Source organism: Janibacter limosus, from assembly GCF_004295485.1.
In the GTDB taxonomy this organism is placed as follows: Bacteria; Actinomycetota; Actinomycetes; order Actinomycetales; family Dermatophilaceae; genus Janibacter; species Janibacter limosus_A.
The window spans coordinates 856,245-872,302 of record NZ_CP036164.1 but is presented as its reverse complement, the minus strand read 5'-3'; the positions used below and the strand labels follow the sequence as shown (position 1 = coordinate 872,302).

15 protein-coding genes are annotated in these 16,058 nt (G+C 72.4%); 6 read left to right on the top strand and 9 right to left on the bottom strand.

Annotated features, from left to right (window positions below):
* Positions 1-164: 164 nt before the first annotated feature.
* The 7 genes from EXU32_RS04250 to EXU32_RS04220 are packed head-to-tail and all read right to left on the bottom strand — an operon-like array spanning position 165 to position 6,134.
* A complete protein-coding gene (locus tag EXU32_RS04250; protein ID WP_130628781.1) occupies positions 165-2,156 on the bottom strand; it encodes a penicillin-binding transpeptidase domain-containing protein in 1,992 nt (663 codons plus the stop codon).
* Positions 2,153-2,641 carry a rod shape-determining protein MreD gene (locus EXU32_RS04245; RefSeq protein ID WP_130628780.1) on the bottom strand — a complete coding sequence of 163 codons (489 nt, stop codon included), beginning with the start codon at positions 2,639-2,641 and terminating at the stop codon, positions 2,153-2,155. Before EXU32_RS04245 ends, EXU32_RS04250 begins: the two co-directional genes overlap by 4 nt.
* Positions 2,638-3,414, bottom strand: coding sequence for a rod shape-determining protein MreC (gene mreC / locus EXU32_RS04240; RefSeq protein ID WP_130628779.1), 777 nt, complete (start codon positions 3,412-3,414; stop codon positions 2,638-2,640). Before mreC ends, EXU32_RS04245 begins: the two co-directional genes overlap by 4 nt.
* Positions 3,414-4,460, bottom strand: a complete 1,047-nt coding sequence (locus EXU32_RS04235) for a rod shape-determining protein (protein ID WP_130628778.1) — start codon at positions 4,458-4,460, stop codon at positions 3,414-3,416. The genes mreC and EXU32_RS04235 overlap by 1 nt, the downstream gene beginning before the upstream one ends.
* Before the next feature lie 4 nt (positions 4,461-4,464).
* Positions 4,465-4,893, bottom strand: a complete 429-nt coding sequence (gene ndk, locus EXU32_RS04230) for a nucleoside-diphosphate kinase (protein WP_130628777.1) — start codon at positions 4,891-4,893, stop codon at positions 4,465-4,467.
* Between the two features lie 14 nt (positions 4,894-4,907).
* Positions 4,908-5,735: an undecaprenyl-diphosphate phosphatase gene (locus tag EXU32_RS04225; protein WP_130628776.1), complete on the bottom strand. Its 828-nt coding sequence runs from the start codon at positions 5,733-5,735 to the stop codon at positions 4,908-4,910.
* Between the two features lie 3 nt (positions 5,736-5,738).
* On the bottom strand, positions 5,739-6,134 hold the full coding sequence (locus EXU32_RS04220; RefSeq protein ID WP_130628775.1) for a DUF4233 domain-containing protein: 396 nt from the start codon (positions 6,132-6,134) through the stop codon (positions 5,739-5,741).
* Positions 6,135-6,173: 39 nt separating this feature from the next.
* Between EXU32_RS04220 and EXU32_RS04215 the strand changes: the two genes are divergently transcribed.
* Positions 6,174-8,378 carry a DUF4185 domain-containing protein gene (locus tag EXU32_RS04215; RefSeq protein WP_130628774.1) on the top strand — a complete coding sequence of 735 codons (2,205 nt, stop codon included), beginning with the start codon at positions 6,174-6,176 and terminating at the stop codon, positions 8,376-8,378.
* A 9-nt stretch (positions 8,379-8,387) separates the two neighbouring features.
* On the opposite strand, the gene EXU32_RS04210 is transcribed toward EXU32_RS04215, so the two are convergent.
* Entirely contained in the window at positions 8,388-9,824 is a 1,437-nt protein-coding gene (locus EXU32_RS04210; protein WP_130628773.1) for a bifunctional folylpolyglutamate synthase/dihydrofolate synthase, read from the bottom strand.
* Between the two features lie 19 nt (positions 9,825-9,843).
* On the bottom strand, positions 9,844-11,442 hold the full coding sequence (locus EXU32_RS04205) for a bifunctional NAD(P)/FAD-dependent oxidoreductase/class I SAM-dependent methyltransferase (protein WP_130628772.1): 1,599 nt from the start codon (positions 11,440-11,442) through the stop codon (positions 9,844-9,846).
* 87 nt (positions 11,443-11,529) lie between these two features.
* On the opposite strand from EXU32_RS04205, the gene EXU32_RS04200 reads away from it, so the two are divergent.
* From EXU32_RS04200 to EXU32_RS04180, 5 genes are read left to right on the top strand one after another with little or no spacing between them, the layout of a single operon-like run.
* Positions 11,530-12,078: a helix-turn-helix domain-containing protein gene (locus tag EXU32_RS04200; protein WP_130628771.1), complete on the top strand. Its 549-nt coding sequence runs from the start codon at positions 11,530-11,532 to the stop codon at positions 12,076-12,078.
* A 53-nt stretch (positions 12,079-12,131) separates the two neighbouring features.
* A complete protein-coding gene (locus tag EXU32_RS04195) occupies positions 12,132-13,166 on the top strand; it encodes an iron-siderophore ABC transporter substrate-binding protein (protein ID WP_130628770.1) in 1,035 nt (344 codons plus the stop codon).
* A 10-nt stretch (positions 13,167-13,176) separates the two neighbouring features.
* Entirely contained in the window at positions 13,177-14,196 is a 1,020-nt protein-coding gene (locus EXU32_RS04190) for a FecCD family ABC transporter permease (protein WP_242612878.1), read from the top strand.
* Positions 14,193-15,251, top strand: coding sequence for a FecCD family ABC transporter permease (locus EXU32_RS04185; protein ID WP_130628768.1), 1,059 nt, complete (start codon positions 14,193-14,195; stop codon positions 15,249-15,251). The genes EXU32_RS04190 and EXU32_RS04185 overlap by 4 nt, the downstream gene beginning before the upstream one ends.
* On the top strand, positions 15,248-16,051 hold the full coding sequence (locus tag EXU32_RS04180) for an ABC transporter ATP-binding protein (protein ID WP_130628767.1): 804 nt from the start codon (positions 15,248-15,250) through the stop codon (positions 16,049-16,051). The genes EXU32_RS04185 and EXU32_RS04180 overlap by 4 nt, the downstream gene beginning before the upstream one ends.
* The last annotated feature ends 7 nt before the right edge of the window (positions 16,052-16,058 follow it).

Here is a 16,058-nt window from a genome sequence, read left to right as displayed (position 1 = left end):
CCTTCGAACAGGTAGTCCGGGTCACACGTCGAAACCCGCACCGCCCAGGGGGCCGTGCGGGTTTCGACGTGGAGCGAAGGGAGTGGACCGCCGGTCAGCGCCGCCCGGCGCCGAAGAGCTCCTTGCTCGACCCGCGGTCGAGCGGGTGAACGACCGGGGTGACCTCACTGCGTCCGCAGCTCCTCGTGGATCGCTCTGGCGATGGGCGCGGCGGTGGCACCACCGGTTCCGCCCTGGGAGACGACGACGGCCACGACATAGCGCGGCTTCGTGGCCGGCGCATAGGAGACGAACCACGCGGTGTCCTGCTTGCCGTAGACCTCCGCCGTGCCGGTCTTGCCCGCGACCGGCCACTGACGAAGGGGGAAGCCGGCGAAGGCCGAGTGGGCGGTCCCGCCCGGCGCGGCCACGACGTCCGTCAGCGCCGCCCGCAGGAGGCTGCCCGACCGGCCCGGCAGGTCTACCCGCTGGGCGGTCGGGAGGTCCACGGGCGTGCGGGCGCCGCCGGGCGCGATGCTCGCACGACCAAGGTGCGGGCTGGGCGCGCTCCCGTCCTGGGCGATGGTGCCGAAGACGCGGGCCATCTGCAGCAGCGTCGCGGTGACGTCGCCCTGCCCGATCGAGAAGTTGGCCTCGTCGCCGGGGCGGAACTGGTAGCCGCTCGAGCAGTTCTCCCTGGCCAGTGCGGTGAGGTACGCGCGGCGGGTGCGGTCGGCGATCTCGGGGTGCCCCCGGCGAGCCTCGCGGCAGGAGGCGTCCTTGGTCGCGTCCCACCACTCGCGCTTCCACGCGCGGTCGGGGATGCGCCCGGAGGACTCTGCTGGCAGGTCGACCCCGGTCGCGGCACCCAGCCCGAGCTCCCGGGCGGTGTCGATGAGCGGATCGCCGGAGTCGTCGGCCGACAGCCCACCCTGGTCGCGCCAGACCTGGTGGGCGACCCGGTAGAAGACGGTGTCGCAGGAGACCTTGATCGCCTCCCGCCAGCTGATCCGGCCGTAGGCGCGGGACTCGAAGTTGTTGAAGGTCCGGTCCCCGATCCGGTAGGACGAGGAGCAGCTGACGTCGTCGCGCAGGTCGGTGCCGGCGGCGACGGCCCCGGGCAGCGAGACCGCCTTGAAGGTCGAGGCGGGTGGCTGGGCAACACCGGTCACCCGGTCGATGAGCGGGCTGCGGTCCCCCGTGGTCAGCTGCTCGTACTTCTCCTGGGTGACTCCGGCGGACCAGACCGACGGGTCATAGGTGGGCACGCTCGCGGAGGCGAGGATCCCGCCGTCGCGCAGGTCGAGCACGACGGCTGCGGCGCTGTCGGCGCGATGTCCCTGGTCGCGTGCCTGCCGCACGCCGTCGGCGAGCGCCGCCTCGGTCGCTCGCTGCACCGGCAGGTCGAGGGTCGTGACGAGGTCGGAGCCGGCGACCGGCTCGGTGCGGCTCGTCTCCTCGACGGCGACGCCACGCGCGTCGACGCGCACCTCGCTGTAGCCGGGGGTGCCCCGCAGCAGCTCGTCGTACTGCTGCTCCAGTCCACCGGCGCCGACGAGGTCGGCGTCGGTGATCGCGCCGTCGGAGGCCTCGATGGTCTCGGCGTCGGGGCGGGTGAGGTACCCGGTGGTCTGCGGGGCACCGCCTCCCTTCGCCCGTGGGTAGTCACGCACCGGCTGGCTGGTCACGGCCACGCCGGGGTAGAGCTCGGGACGCTCGGTGAGGCTGGCGGCAGCGGCCGGCTCGACGCCAACCGCGATCGGCACCGGGACGAGCGCGGAGCCGGGCCAGCAGTCCGGCCGGTCCGCCGCACCGGGCGCACCGCACAAGGTGGTGCGCCCCCACAGGCTGTCGAAGGGGAGGTCCAGCGCCGTGGCGAGGCGGCGCACCGTGGCCCGACCCCCGTCGCGGGCGTCGGCGAGGGACTGGCGGTCGATGGTGACATCGGTGCGGACGGCGTTGTCCACGAGCGGCCGCCCGTCACGATCGAGGATGCGCCCGCGCAGTGCCGGGAGGGCGACGCGCGAGCTGCCCGGGAGGGCGACGCGGTCATCGCCCGCGGGGTGGTCGGTCAGCTGGAGCTGGCCGAGTCGCCCGATGAGGACCCCGGCCAGGAGCGTGAGCACGGCGAGCGACGCGAGCATGCGCGCCTGCAACCGTGGAGCGCGGCGCCTCATGCCCACCGCCTCCGCACGAGGCCCGCCTCGAGCCGCTCGACGACCGCGACGAGGACCAGGCCGATGGTGGCGGTGGCCAGGACCTGCCACGCGATGGCACCCCACGCGACCGGGCGGGCGCTGGCGAGGTCGACGAGCACCGGCGCGGCCCGGGTGACGAGGACCGCGGCCGCGACGACGGGGACCGACCACCACCACGGATGGCCGGAGCGACGGTGGGCCAGCCCGGCGACCCAGCCGGCCGCGGCGTACCCCAGGGCGGAGAGCCCCAGGGGCACGGCGACCGGTGGCGCGAGGTCGACGAGCCAGCCGCCGAGGAGGCCGGTGATCGCGCCGGGACCGGGCCCGGCGGACAGGGCGACGCCGACGACGACGATCAGGACGAGGTCCGGTGGGGTGAGCACCCCGCGGGCGCCCAGGGCGAGCACTCCGACGAGTGCGACGACCAGGAGCAGCACCCTCACCGGCCACCGCAGCCCGGTCATGTCGCGCGCTTCGCGGTACGACCCGGACCGGTGACGACCGCGACGACGTCGACCGTGGCCAGGTCGACAGCCGGCTCGACGACCGCCGTGTCGGTGAGTGCCCCGGGGGCCTTGGCGACCCGGCTGATCGTGCCGACCCGGATGCCGGGAGGGTAGGGGCGAGAGCCCGGGCTGCCGAGGGTGGTGACAGCGTCCCCGGCCGCCACGCGGTCCCGGGTGAGCTGGGTGATGACGAGCTCGTCCGCAGCGTGCGCGGTCGTGGGGTCCGACCCCGAGAGGGTGCCGATGACTCCCTTCGCCCCCGTGCGCACACCGACGCCGGAGCCGCCCGAGCCGATGACCTCGACGTCCGCGCTCCACTCGCCCACCGAGACGACCCGGCCGACGAGCCCACCGGGGGCGATGACGGCACTGTCGCGGTGCACGCCGTCACGACGGCCGACGTCCAGGGTGATCCGCTCGGGCCCCGAGGCGCCGGCCCGATCGAGTGCGACGACGCGGGCCGTGACGCTCGGCAGGTCGCCGGTGTCGAGGTCGCCGAGCTGGTCGGTGACGCCCTGACGGTCGCGCAGCCGGCGCACCTCCTGCGTCAGGGCGATGTTGTCGCGCTCGAGGCGGTCGCCCTCGCCACCGCCGGGGGCGACGAGCCGCTCCACCGGGCCGAGGACGGCGTCGCCGACCCCGCGGACCGGACCGAGGGGCGCGCCGGCGAGGTCGGCGAGGAGGACGAGCAGGGTGAGGACCAGCAGGACCGGCAGGATCCGGCGACGCATCAGAACCGGTGCCCGTCGACCAGGACCGGCTGCAGCGCGGCGAAGTCGTCGACGCAGCGGCCGGCGCCGCGCACCACGGCGCGCAGGGGTGCCTCGGCCACGCGCACCGGGACCCCGAGCTCGTGCCGCAGCCGCGCGTCGAGGCCGCGCAGCAGCGCGCCGCCACCGGTGAGGGTGATGCCCCGCTCGAGGACGTCGCCGGCCAGCTCGGGCGGGCAGCGGTCGAGGACGTCCCGCACGAGGACGACGATCTCCCCGACGGGTCGCGAGATGGCCCGACGGATCTCGGCCGAGCCGACGTCGACGGTCTTGGGCAGGCCGGTGACGAGGTCACGACCGCGCACGCGTGTGGTCACCTCGCGGGCGAGCGGGAACGCGGACCCCACCTCGACCTTGATGTGCTCGGCGCTGCGCTCCCCCAGCAGCAGGGAGAGGTTGCGCCGCACGTGCTCGGCGATCGCGTCGTCGACGGCGTCACCGGCCGTGCGGGTGCTGCGCGAGGCGACGATGCCACCGAGGGCGATGACGGCGACATCCGTCGAGCCGCCGCCGATGTCGACGACCATCGATGCCTCGGTGTCCGTCACGGGCAGGCCGGCGCCGATGGCCGCGACCATCGGCTCCTCGACGAGGTAGACCCGGCGGGCACCGACCCGCAGGGCGGCCTCCTCGACCGCGCGCCGCTCGACACCCGTGATGTCGCTCGGGATGCACACGACGACCCGGGGACGGAAGACGCTCGAGATCCCGACCCGGTCGGTGAACCACCGCAGCATCTGCTCGGTGGCGTCGGGCTCGTTGATGACCCCGGCCCGCAAGGGGCGCACCGCCCGCAGCGCACCCGGGGTGCGCCCGAGCATCTCCTTGGCACGCGTACCCGCGGCCACGAGCTCACCCGTCTCGACGCTCAGCGCGACCACGCTCGGCTCGTCGAGGACGACGCCCCGCCCCTGCTGGTGGATCAGGGTGTTGGCCGTGCCCAGGTCGATCGCCAGGTCCCGACCCAGCCACGGTCGGGCGCCCCGCGCCCTGCCGACCCCTGTCATCACGTCAGAGGCTCGGGAACCAGATGCCGATCTCACGGGCGGCGGACTCCGGGGAGTCCGAGCCGTGAACGATGTTTTCGTCCACGGTGCCGGCCCACTTGCGGCCGAGGTCGCCACGGATGGTGCCGGGGGCGGCCTCGGTCGGCTTGGTCGCTCCGGCGAGGGAGCGGAAGCCCTTGATGCACTCCTGGCCCTCGATGACGACGGCCGCGACGGGGCCGGAGGCCATGAAATCCAGGAGCGGCTCGTAGAAGGGCTTGCCCTCGTGCTCCGCGTAGTGCGCTGCCAGCTGCTCACGGGTCGGGGTGAGGACGGACAGGGCGGCGAGGGTGTACCCCTTCGCCTCGATCCGGCGGATCACCTCACCGGTGAGGCCACGGCGAAAACCATCGGGCTTGACGAGGATCAGGGAACGTTCGGTCTGCTCAGTCACGGGGCCCAGCGTAGTCACGCCGCGATCGTGCCTGTACCCAGCAGGGCGAAGAGCCCCAGGGCGAGCAGGATCCGGTAGATCATGAAGGGGGTGAAGGTGTGGGTGGTGATGTACTTCATGAACCACGCGATGACGGCGTAACCCACGACGAAGGCGATGACCGTGGCGACGATGATCGGTCCCCAGCCGGTCTCGCCGGTCCCCTCGCCACCCGCGATCTTGACGACCTGCAGGCCACCTGACGCGATGACGGCCGGGATGGCCAGCAGGAAGCTGTAGCGGGCCGCACTCTCTCGGGAGTAGCCCATGAAGAGACCACCGGCGATGGTGCCGCCACTGCGGGAGACCCCCGGGATGAGGGCGAGTGCCTGCCAGAGGCCGTAGAAGATGCCGTGCTTCCAGGTGAGGTCGCTCAGCTCACGGTCCTGCTTGCCGAAGCGCTCGGCGGCCAGGATGACCAGGGCGAAGACGAGGAGCATCGTCGCGGTGATCCACAGACTGCGCAGCGAGGTCTCGATGGTGTCCTGGAAGAGGACGCCGAGCAGGCCGATGGGAATGGTGCCGATGATGACGAGCCACCCCATGCGCACGTCGGGGTCGTTCTTGGCGACCTTGCCGGCGAGCGAGAGGAACCACTTGCGGATGATCGTCGTGATGTCGCGCCAGAAGTAGATGACGACGGCAGCTTCGGTCCCCAGCTGGGTGATCGCGGTGAAGGCCGCACCCGGGTCCTGTTGCCCCAGAAGGCGCCCCACGATCGAGACGTGAGCGCTGGAGCTCACAGGAAGAAACTCGGTGAGCCCCTGGACGAGTCCGAGAATCACGGCGGTGATGAAGTCCAAGGGTCAGCTCTCCTGCTGGGTCACGGCACGGGCGGCCTGCTCGCGGTCGACACGACGGCCGATGCGCTGGCAGTAGAAGTACAGGAGCGCGAAGACCACGCCCACGACGAACATCATCGTCACGAAAAATCCGGAGAGGATGGACAACAGCTGGACGATCCATCCAAGCGCCGGGCCGAAGGGGCGGCGCATGAGCCCGGCGGCGACGATCGCGAGCACCGCGAGCCCGCAGAGCAGGACGAAGGGGGTCAGCCCCCCGACCACGGCCGGCTGCTCCGGGTCGAGGCCGCGGCTGGTCAGGGCGCCGAAGAAGATGACGAGCGCCTGGCCGCCGAGGACGGTGGCGAGCATGCGCCACATGAACTTGCCCTGCGGGCGCGGCTGCTGGTCGGGAGTCACGGGTGACAGGGTAAGCGCCACACGGCTTAGTCTCGACGCGTGCCCACCACCCACCCCGGCGACCTCCCGCGCCGGCGACAGGTCCTGCCGCCGGCCGTCACCGCGCTCCTCGTGGTCGTCGTCCTCGCCGAGATCGCGTGGGCGGCCTTCGTCCTCGCGGGCTCCGACGACCTCGAGCCCCACGGGGTCCCGGCAGTCGTCGCCGCCGACCCGGTCGTCGCCGAGAGCGTGGCCCGCGGGTACGACGACCTGCCGGGTGACCCCTTCGACCTGCACGCGGTACGCGACGAGGACGACGCACGCTCGGCTCTCACCGACGGGACCGCCCGGGCGGCGCTCGTCGTCGACCTCGGCGGCTCCACCGACCGGCTCCTGCTCGCGTCGATCAACGACGACACCCTCGACCAGGCGATCCGCGAGCGGGTCGAGGAGGCCGAGCACCGCACCGGTCGCCAGGTCACCGTCGACGTCGTCGGGCCCGCCGATGCGGACGAGCGAAGGGAGGCCGCCCGCCTGGCCGTCGCCCTCGCGCTGCTCCTCGGCTTCCTCCTCGCCGTCGGGACCAGCCTGCGCTTCGGCCCGGTCGCCGGGGACCTGCGGCACGGGCTGCGTCGCGCGGCCGTCGTCGGGGCGCTGTCCGTGGGCAGCGGTGCGCTCATCGGGCTCGTCGCGCTGCACGACGCCGGCTGGGCGAGCGTGCTCGTGCCGGCCCTCGTCGCGGGCACCGCGGCCGCCTTCACCTTCGGGCTCGAGGCCCTCTTCGGCTGGGCCGGGCTCGGGCTGACGGTCGCTCTCTTCTTCGCCACCGGCGCGCCGGTGCTCGCCCGGGTCGACCCCTACCTCGTCGGCGAGCCCTGGAGCACCCTCGCCGGCCTCGGCGTGCCCGGCTCGGGGGTCGAGGCGGCGATCGCTGCCGGGACCGAAGGGGAGGTCGCGACCGGTCAGGTCGCCGTCCTGCTCGTCTGGCTGCTCTCCTCGCTCCTCGTCATCACCCTGGCCCGCGCCGTCCGTCGGCGCCGGCACGTCCCCGAGCCGGTCGGTGACGAGGACCTGGGCGAGCTCGCCGGCACGCGCGCCTGGCGGGTGCGGGTCCTCGGTGCCGTGGCCCCCCTGACCGTCGCGATGCTCGCGCTCGCCGTCGTCGTGCCCCGCGCCGAGGTGGCCGCCGCTCCCCGGCTGACCTCGCTCGCCGCGAGCTCCGAGTGCGTGCGGGCCGGGTCAGTGCGGTCGGTCGACGACCTCAACCGGATCGCGCGGCTGCGCGGCACGGACGACTTCCGCGGGGGCGACGTCGGCGCCGACGCGCTGCTCCAGGACGACCGGCGCGTCTGGCTCTTCGGCGACACCCTGCGCGGCGGGACCACGGGACCGACCTATGTGCGCAACTCCATGCTCGTGACCGACGGGCGGTGCCTGCGGGCCGTCGTGCCCGCGACCGGTGGCGCGCTCATCCCTGACCGGCCCGGAGGCGGGGACCACCCGGTCGGGCACTGGCCGATGTCGACGCTCGTCGACCACCGCACCGGCTACGACCTGCTCTACGTCACCACCCAGCGCGTGCGCACCACCGGGTCGGGCGCCTTCGACTTCGAGAACCTCGGGCTGTCCGTCGCGGTCTTCGTCGTGCCGGTCGGCGGCACGCCGCAGCTGCTCGACCAGCGCGACATCGGGCCGGACCGCACCGGCCGGGAGCACACCACGTGGGGCGCGGCGACCACCCTCGTCGGGACCGGTCGGGATCGCTGGGTCTACGTCTACGGCACCGCCAACCCGGGCACCGACCAGGCGTGGGGGTACTCCCTTCGCGTGGCGCGGGTGCGGCCCGACGACCTCGTGCACCGGTCCCGCTGGCGCTACTGGGACGGCTCCGGGTGGTCGCGTTCCGAGGCGGACGCGAGCGAGATGATCCCGGCCCGCGACGGTGTCTCGCAGACGCTGAGCGTCTTCACCCGCGGCGACCGGTGGTACGCCCTGAGCAAGCGCAACGACCTGCTCGGCAGCGACATCACCGTGTGGACGGCCGACTCCCCCACCGGGCCGTGGTCCTCCGGCGAGGCGGTGGCGAAGGTCGATCAGGGCGAGACCGGTCAGGTGAGGTACATGCCGCTGGCGCACCCGACGCTCTTCCCGGAGGACGGCAGCGTCGTCGCCTCGTACAGCACCAACGACACCGACAGCTCCCGGGTGCTGGAGGACCCGCTGCGGTACCGGCCGCACTTCGTGCGCGTGCCGCTGCCGCGGTGAGGCGGGCTCCTACTCCTCCGCCTCGAGCGGCACCTGGACCGGTCGCGGCGCGGGTGCCTCGACGTCCGTCACCCCGAGGAGCAGCCGCACCTCGCCGACGGTGACGATCGAGCCGGTCGCGACGACGCCACCGGCGACGCCCCCGTCGTCGGCCAGCTGGGCCGCCCGGTCGAGCGCGTCGGGCAGCTCGTCGACGACGGTGACGCGGTGGTCGCCGAAGACCTCCGCGGCGATCTCACCGAGGCGGTCCGGCCGCATCGCGCGGGGCGACGTCGAGCGGGTGACGACGACCTCGTCGAGCGCCGGCTCGAGGGCCTCGAGGATCCCGACGACGTCCTTGTCCTTGAAGATCGAGACGACGCCCACGAGGTGGGTGAAGGTGAAGGAGTCCTTGAGCGCCTCGGCGAGGACGGCCGCACCGTGCGGGTTGTGCGCCGCGTCGACGATGACGGTCGGGCTGCGGCGGACGATCTCGAGACGCCCCGGCGAGGTGGCCGCGGCCAGGCCGGCCGAGAGGACCTCCTCCGCGAGCGGCTGCTCTCCCCCGCCGAGGAAGGCCTCGACGGCCGCGACGGCGAGCGCGGCATTGCTCGCCTGGTGGGCGCCGTGGAGGTTGAGCAGCAGGTCGGGGTGGTCGCCGGCGAGGCCCCGCAGGGAGACCACCTGACCGCCGACGGCCACATCGCGCTCGAGGACGCCGAAGTCGAGCCCCTCGACCTTGAGCTGCGCCCCGACCTCGTCGGCCCGCTCGCGCAGGATCGCCATGACCTCGGGCTCCTGCGGGGCGCTCACGGCGATGGCGTCGGGGTGGATGATCCCCGACTTCTCGGTGGTGATCTCCTCGATCGAGCTGCCGAGGAAGTGCTGGTGGTCGATGCCGACCGGCGTGATGACGGCGACGTCCGCCTCGACGACATTGGTCGCGTCCCATGAGCCGCCCATGCCGACCTCGACGATCGCGATGTCGATGGGGGCGTCGGCGAAGGCCGCGTAGGCGAGCGCGACGAGCACCTCGAAGTAGGTCATCCTCGGGCCGTCCTCGGACGCCGAGCGGGTGTCGACCGCGTCGACGAAGGGGGCGATGTCCGCCCACGCGTCGAGGAAGGCCTCGCGGGTGATCAGCTCGCCGCCGATGGTGATCCGCTCGCGGATGTCCTGCAGGTGCGGTGAGGTGAACCGCCCTGTCTTCAGGCCCGACTCACGCAGGATCGACTCGATGATCCGCGCCGTGGACGTCTTGCCGTTGGTCCCGGTCACGTGGATGACCGGGAAGGTGCGCTGGGGCTCGCCGAGCAGGTCCATGACCGCACGGATGCGGTCGAGGCTGGGCTCGAGGTCGTGCTCGGGGGCGCGCGCGAGGATGTTGTCCTCGACCTGGCGCATCCGCTTGCGCAGCTCGAGATCGGCGGTGGCCTGGCGCTGGGCGGCATCGGGGGCGGGACTCATGCCGCAGATTCTCCCACCGTCAGGCGCTGCGCCGTGCATGCAGGACGATGTCGTGCACGTGCTGGGGGGAGGCGGCGCCTGCCGGGCGCTCCCGACGGTCGTTGACCGCGACGGTCCAGCCCGGCCGCTCGGCGATGGCGGCCACCAGCTCCTCGGTGGTGACGAAGGCCTTGTGGTCGAAGGGCCGGGTCTGCTCGACGTCGGCCCGATCCACGGCTGCGTCCATGTCCTGGGTGTCGTGGTTGATGACGACCAGACGACCTCCGGGTGCGACGGCGTCGAGCACATTGGCCGCACCGCGTCCGTCCGGGGTGCGTGGGAAGGAGGCGTAGGCGGCGGTCACCAGGTCGTGCTGCACGCCACCGAAAGGGTCCGACGCGTTGGCGTCGGCCTGCAGCAGCGCGATGTCGAGCCCGCGATCGCGAGCGGCCGCACCGACCCGCTCCAGGGCCAGGGCGGAGATGTCGCTGGCCGTAACCTGCCACCCCTGCTGCGCCAACCAGATGGCGTCGCCCCCTTCGCCAGCACCGACGTCGAGGGCGGAGCCGGGCGCGAGGCCCTCGACCTCGGCGACGAGCGACCCGTTGGGGTTGCCACTCCACTGCAGGTCGCCGGAGTACCGCCCGTCCCAGTCCGCGGCGTGGGCGCTGGGTCGGGCCGCGGCCTCCAGGTCCTCGTGGGCCAGGTCGAAGCTGACCATGCTGCCCACGCGGCTGCCCGCAGCGGCGGTCGGCAGGACCTGGAGCATGGGCTCCGCGATGGTCCCCGCGGCGTAGACCCCGGGGATGGCGGTCGCGCCGGTCATCGGGTCGGCCTCGACGTACGTGGCGACCCCGCTCGGGTGGTCGCTGGCGACCAGTCCCACCCCGGCGAAGGGGGCGACCCGGGCGTGCAGGCGGGTCCCGACCAGGATCGTGTCGGCAGCGACGACGGCGCCGTCCACCAGGGCGATCCCGCTCAGTGCCCCGCTCTCGTCGCTCAGGACGCGCTCGGCGCGGGCCACGACGACCCGGACGCCGGCGTCACGCAGCAGCTGCAGCTGCGGCTCGTCGGCGGACACGCCCTCGTGGACGAGCACGGTCAGATCGTCGGTGAGCTGACGGAGCAGCGGGATCGGGTGCAGCCCCATGGGCGAGGTCACGAGCGAGACGATCCGCTGGTCACGGGCCTCGTAGCCGTGGCAGAAGGGGCAGTGGATCACCGCACCGCCCCAGTGCTGCATCAGCCCGGGCACATCGGGCAGCTCGTCGGTCAGGCCCGTCGCGGCGATGACGCGGCGGGCGTGCACGACGTGGCCCCCGCTGAGCTCGATGCGGAAGCCGGCCTCCTCGCGGGTGACTGCATCGGCCCGGCCGGTGAGGACCTCGGCGCCGTAGGAGCGCACCTCCTCGCGGGCGATCCGCAGGAAGTCGGCCGGCGAGCGCCCCTCGTGGCCGAGATAGCTGTGCATCTGGTCAGCGGGGGCATTGCGCGGCTCACCGGAGTCGATGACGATGACCGACCGGCGCTGCCGGGAGAGCTGCAGGGTCGCGGCGAGGCCGGCGGCTGAGCCGCCGACGACGGCCACGTCGACGTGGCGCTCGATGACGGACGGGGTGCTGTGGTGGTGGGTGCTCATGACCTCACCGTAGATCGACTTGGCGTATAGTGCATACTCCCTTGCAGTATTCGCAAATCACCGCGGCCCTCGCCGCACGGAGGACCCATGAGTGAGATCGAGCAGACCGTCCGCACCCGCCTGCGCGGCCTGCGTCGGGCGCAGTCGCTCTCCCTCGACGACCTGGCCGAGCGCTCCCACCTCAGTCCGTCGACGATCAGCCGCATCGAGACCGGCAAGCGGGCCATCAGCCTGGACGTGCTCCTGCCGCTGGCCCGGGCCCTGCGCACGGACGTGGAGACCCTGCTCGCCGAGGACATCGACGAGGACGTCGTCATCCGTCCGACTCCGACGCGCGAGGAGGGCCGCACGACCTGGATGCTCACCAAGGCCACGGGCACCACGACCGCGATGAAGGTGCGCCTGGAGCCGAGCAGCCGCAGGCCCCAGCAGCAGGTCCACCCGGGGCACGACTGGTTCTTCGTCCTCGAGGGCCGCGTCCAGCTCTTCCTCGGGGACCGGGTCGTCATGGTCGAGACGGGAGAGGCCGCCGAGTTCGAGACGATGACCCCGCACTCCTTCGTCGCCACCGGCGGGCCGGCCGAGGTGATCATGATCTTCGACCGGGACGGACACCGGGTGCATCGCCACGACTGAGTGGCATAGGTTAGCCTCGCCTAACCATCCGTCGATCGACCAGAGGTTCCACCATGCCCCTGCCCCGCCTGCGCACCGCCGGTGCCGCCACGCTCCTGACCGCCGCCCTCGCCCTCAGTGCCTGCGGCAGCTCCGACGCCGACGATGCCGCTGCGACGTCCGAGGGCTCCGGCGACGGCGCCTTCCCCGTGAGCATCGAGTCCACCCTCGGCACCGCCGAGATCACCGAGAAGCCCGAGAAGGTCGTCACCCTCGGTCAGGGTTCGACCGAGACCTCGATCGCCCTGGGCGCCATCCCGGTGGGCATGGAGGAGTACGCCTGGGCCGCCGACAAGACGGGCTACACCCCGTGGGTCCACGAGGCCGTCACGGACGAAGGGGGCACCCTCCCCGAGTTCGTCGGTGCCGGTGAGGAGCTCGACCTGGAGAAGATCGTCGAGCTCGACCCCGACGTCATCCTCGCGCCGTGGTCGGGCATCACCCAGGAGCAGTACGACGCGCTGGACGCCATCGCCCCGACGGTCGCCTACCCGGACAAGGCGTGGAGCATCGACTGGGACCAGCAGATCGAGATCATCGGCAAGGCACTGGGTGAGCAGGACGCCGCCAAGGGCCTGATCACCGACCTCGACAAGCAGCTGGCCGACGAGGCCGAGAAGCACCCCGAGTGGGCCGACCACACCTTCTCGTACGTCTACACCACGCCCGACACCCTCGGCGTCTTCCTGCCGACCGAGCAGCGCGCCGACATCGTGCGCAAGCTGGGCCTCAAGAGCGACCCGGCCGTGAAGGAGATGAAGGAGACCGAGGGCACCGACTCGGCGGTCATCGGGTACGAGAACGCGGACAAGCTGAACGACAGCGACCTGATCTTCACCTTCTACAGCGACCCCAAGGCCAAGAAGCAGGCGCTGGACAACAAGCTCTACGCCTCGATCCCCGCGATCAAGCAGGGCGCCGTCGTCTCCAGCGACGACAACTCCTTCGTCACCGCCTCCTCGATGATCAACCCGCTCACCGTGCCCTACACGCTCGAGCGCTATCCCGAGATGATCGACAAGGCGATCGCCAAGGCCGACGCCAAGTGATCTGCGGCCGGTGACGGCAACCACCCCCGCCCGACGCACCCCACGGACCGTCCTGGTCCTCGTGGGGTGCGTCGCGGTGCTCGCCCTCGTCTGCCTGCTCTCCCTCGCCGTCGGCTCCAAGGCGACGTCGCTGCCGGAGGTGATCGACGCACTCACCGGGCGACCCGACGCCTATCTGGCGACCGTCCTCGACGCACGCATCGAGCGCACGCTCCTGGCCCTCGGGGTGGGGGCGGCACTGGCCCTGTCCGGGGCCCTGATGCAGGGAGTGACCGCCAACCCGCTCGCCGACCCGGGCCTGCTGGGCATCAACGCCGGCGCGGCCGCCGCGATGGTGACCGCGAGCGCCTTCTTCGGTGTCGCGACGGGCTCGACCGCCTCGGCCTGGGTGGCCCTGCTCGGCGGCGGCGTCGCGGCGCTCGTCGTCCACATGATCGGCACCGTCGGTGGCGGCGGTGCGAGCCTGGTCCGCCTGGTCCTCGCCGGGGCCGTGGTCGCGGCCGTGCTCACCGCGTATGTCCAGGGTCTGGCTCTGTCGATGCCCCAGCACTTCGACAGCTACCGCTTCTGGGTGGTCGGCTCCCTCGGTGACGGTGGCCTCGACCACCTGCGCTCGGTGGCCCCCTTCCTCGTCGTCGGGCTGGTCCTCGCCTTGCTCTCGGCGAGCGGCCTCAACGCCCTCGCCCTGGGCTCGGACACGGCGACCGGCCTGGGGGTCAACACGCTGCTGCTGCGCGTCACGGCACTCGGTGCGGCGACCCTGCTCTGCGCGGCGGCCACCGCGGCCGTCGGGCCGATCGCCTTCGTCGGTCTGGCCGTGCCGCACATCGTGCGAGCCCTCGTCGGTCTCGACGTGCGCCGACAGCTGCTCACCTGCCTGCTCGTCGGACCGATCGTCCTGCTCGGTGCGGACATCATCGGTCGGGTCGTGCTGCGACCCCAGGAACTCATGGTGGGCGTGGTGACGGCCTTCGTGGGCGCTCCCGTCCTCCTGCTCGCGGTCCGGCGCCTGGGGAAGCGGGCCGCATGAGCACCACGTGGACCACCTCCGAGCCGGTCATCGGCCTGGGCCGGCACGTCCAACTGCCGATGCGGCGAAGGGTGGCGCTCCTGGGCGTCATCCTCGTCGCCCTCCTCGTCGGCGCGACCTTGGCGACGCTGTCCATGGGTCGCCTTGGCATCCCGATCCTGGAACTGCCAGCGGGGATCGCCGACGTCCTGGGCGGCGATGCACAGGGCAAGGCCAACTTCGTCCTCGGCAACCTGCGCGGGCCGCGGCTGGTCGTCGCGCTCGGTGCGGGCGCGGCTCTCGGCGCCTCCGGAGCGCTCTTCCAGTCCGTGACCCGCAATCCCCTCGGAAGCCCCGATGTGATCGGGGTCAGCGCTGGTGCAGGGGCCGGGGCCGCCTTCGTCGGGTTGCTCATGCCCAGCGCAACCTCGATCGTCCTCGGGTCGGTCGCCGGCGCCGCGCTCGCCGTCGGCCTCGTCGCCGTGAGCACCGGGACCGGCCTGTCCAACCCCATGCGGATGATCCTCGCCGGCATCGGCGTCTCCGCGATGGCCTACGCCTTCACCCAGTACGTCGTCTACGTCATGGCCCGGGACAAGGCCTCGGTGCTCGCGGCGTACATCAACGGCAGCCTGAATGCCCGCGGCTGGGACCAGGCCGCGACGATCTGGATCATCCTCGCCGTGACGGCCGTGCCACTGGCGCTGCTGTCGGTGCCGCTCGGGATGACCGAGATGGGCGACGAGGTGGCGGCCGCCCTCGGTGTGGAGTCGGGCGCCGTGCGACGGTGGGCGGTGCTCCTGTCGGTCCTGCTGGCAGGCGGCGCCGTCGCGGTCGCGGGACCGATCTCCTTCGTCGCCCTGACCGCACCCCACATCACTCGCCGGCTGGCCCGCAGCGCGCGGCCCCTGCTCGGCCTGTCAGCCGTGATGGGAGCACTGCTCCTCGTCCTGGCCGATCTGGCCACCCAGCAGGTGCCGCTCTTCGACGGGCTGCCCGTCGGCATCCTCACCCTCGCGATCGGCGGCGTCTATCTCGGCGTCCTGCTGGTCGGTGAATGGAAGAAGGCGACATGACTCCCCCTTCGCTCATCGCGGCACACGACATCACCGTCGGCTACGGCGGTGACCCCGTCATCCACGCTCTCGACCTCGACGTGCGGCGGGGTGACTTCATGGTCATCGTCGGCCCCAACGGGTGCGGCAAATCGACCCTGCTCAAGGCCCTCGCCCGAGTCAACAGGCCGTCGGCCGGGCAGGTGCAGCTGGACGGAGAAGACGTGCACCGGATGCGCGGTCGCGCCGTCGCGAAGCGGGTCTCGCTGCTGCCGCAGAGCGCCGTCGCGCCCAAGGGGATCACGGTCGCCGAGCTCGTCGCCCGTGGTCGCCACCCACACCACTCCTTGCTGCGGCAGTGGTCACCCGAGGACGACCGCGCCATCGCGACGGCCCTGGAACGCACCCACCTGAGCGATCTCGCGGATACCGCGGTCGATGCCCTCTCCGGGGGTCAGCGTCAGCGCGTCTGGGTCGCCATGATCCTCGCCCAGGACACCGAGGTGATCCTGCTCGACGAGCCGACGACCTTCCTCGACATCGCGCACCAGTACGAGCTGCTCGAGCTCTTCGCCGAGCTCAACCGCGAGGGACGCACCATCGTCGCGGTGCTGCACGACCTCAACCAGGCCGCCCGCTTCGCGTCGCGCCTCGTCGTCATGAGCGCAGGGAGGATCCACGGCGACGGCCAGCCCGCCACCGTCCTCACCGAAGACCTCGTGCGCGAGGTCTTCGGACTCGGCGCCGAGGTCGTCGATGACCCACAGTCGGGCACGCCCATGGTCGTCCCCCACGTACGGCCACACCTCGCACGACCTTAAGGACGTG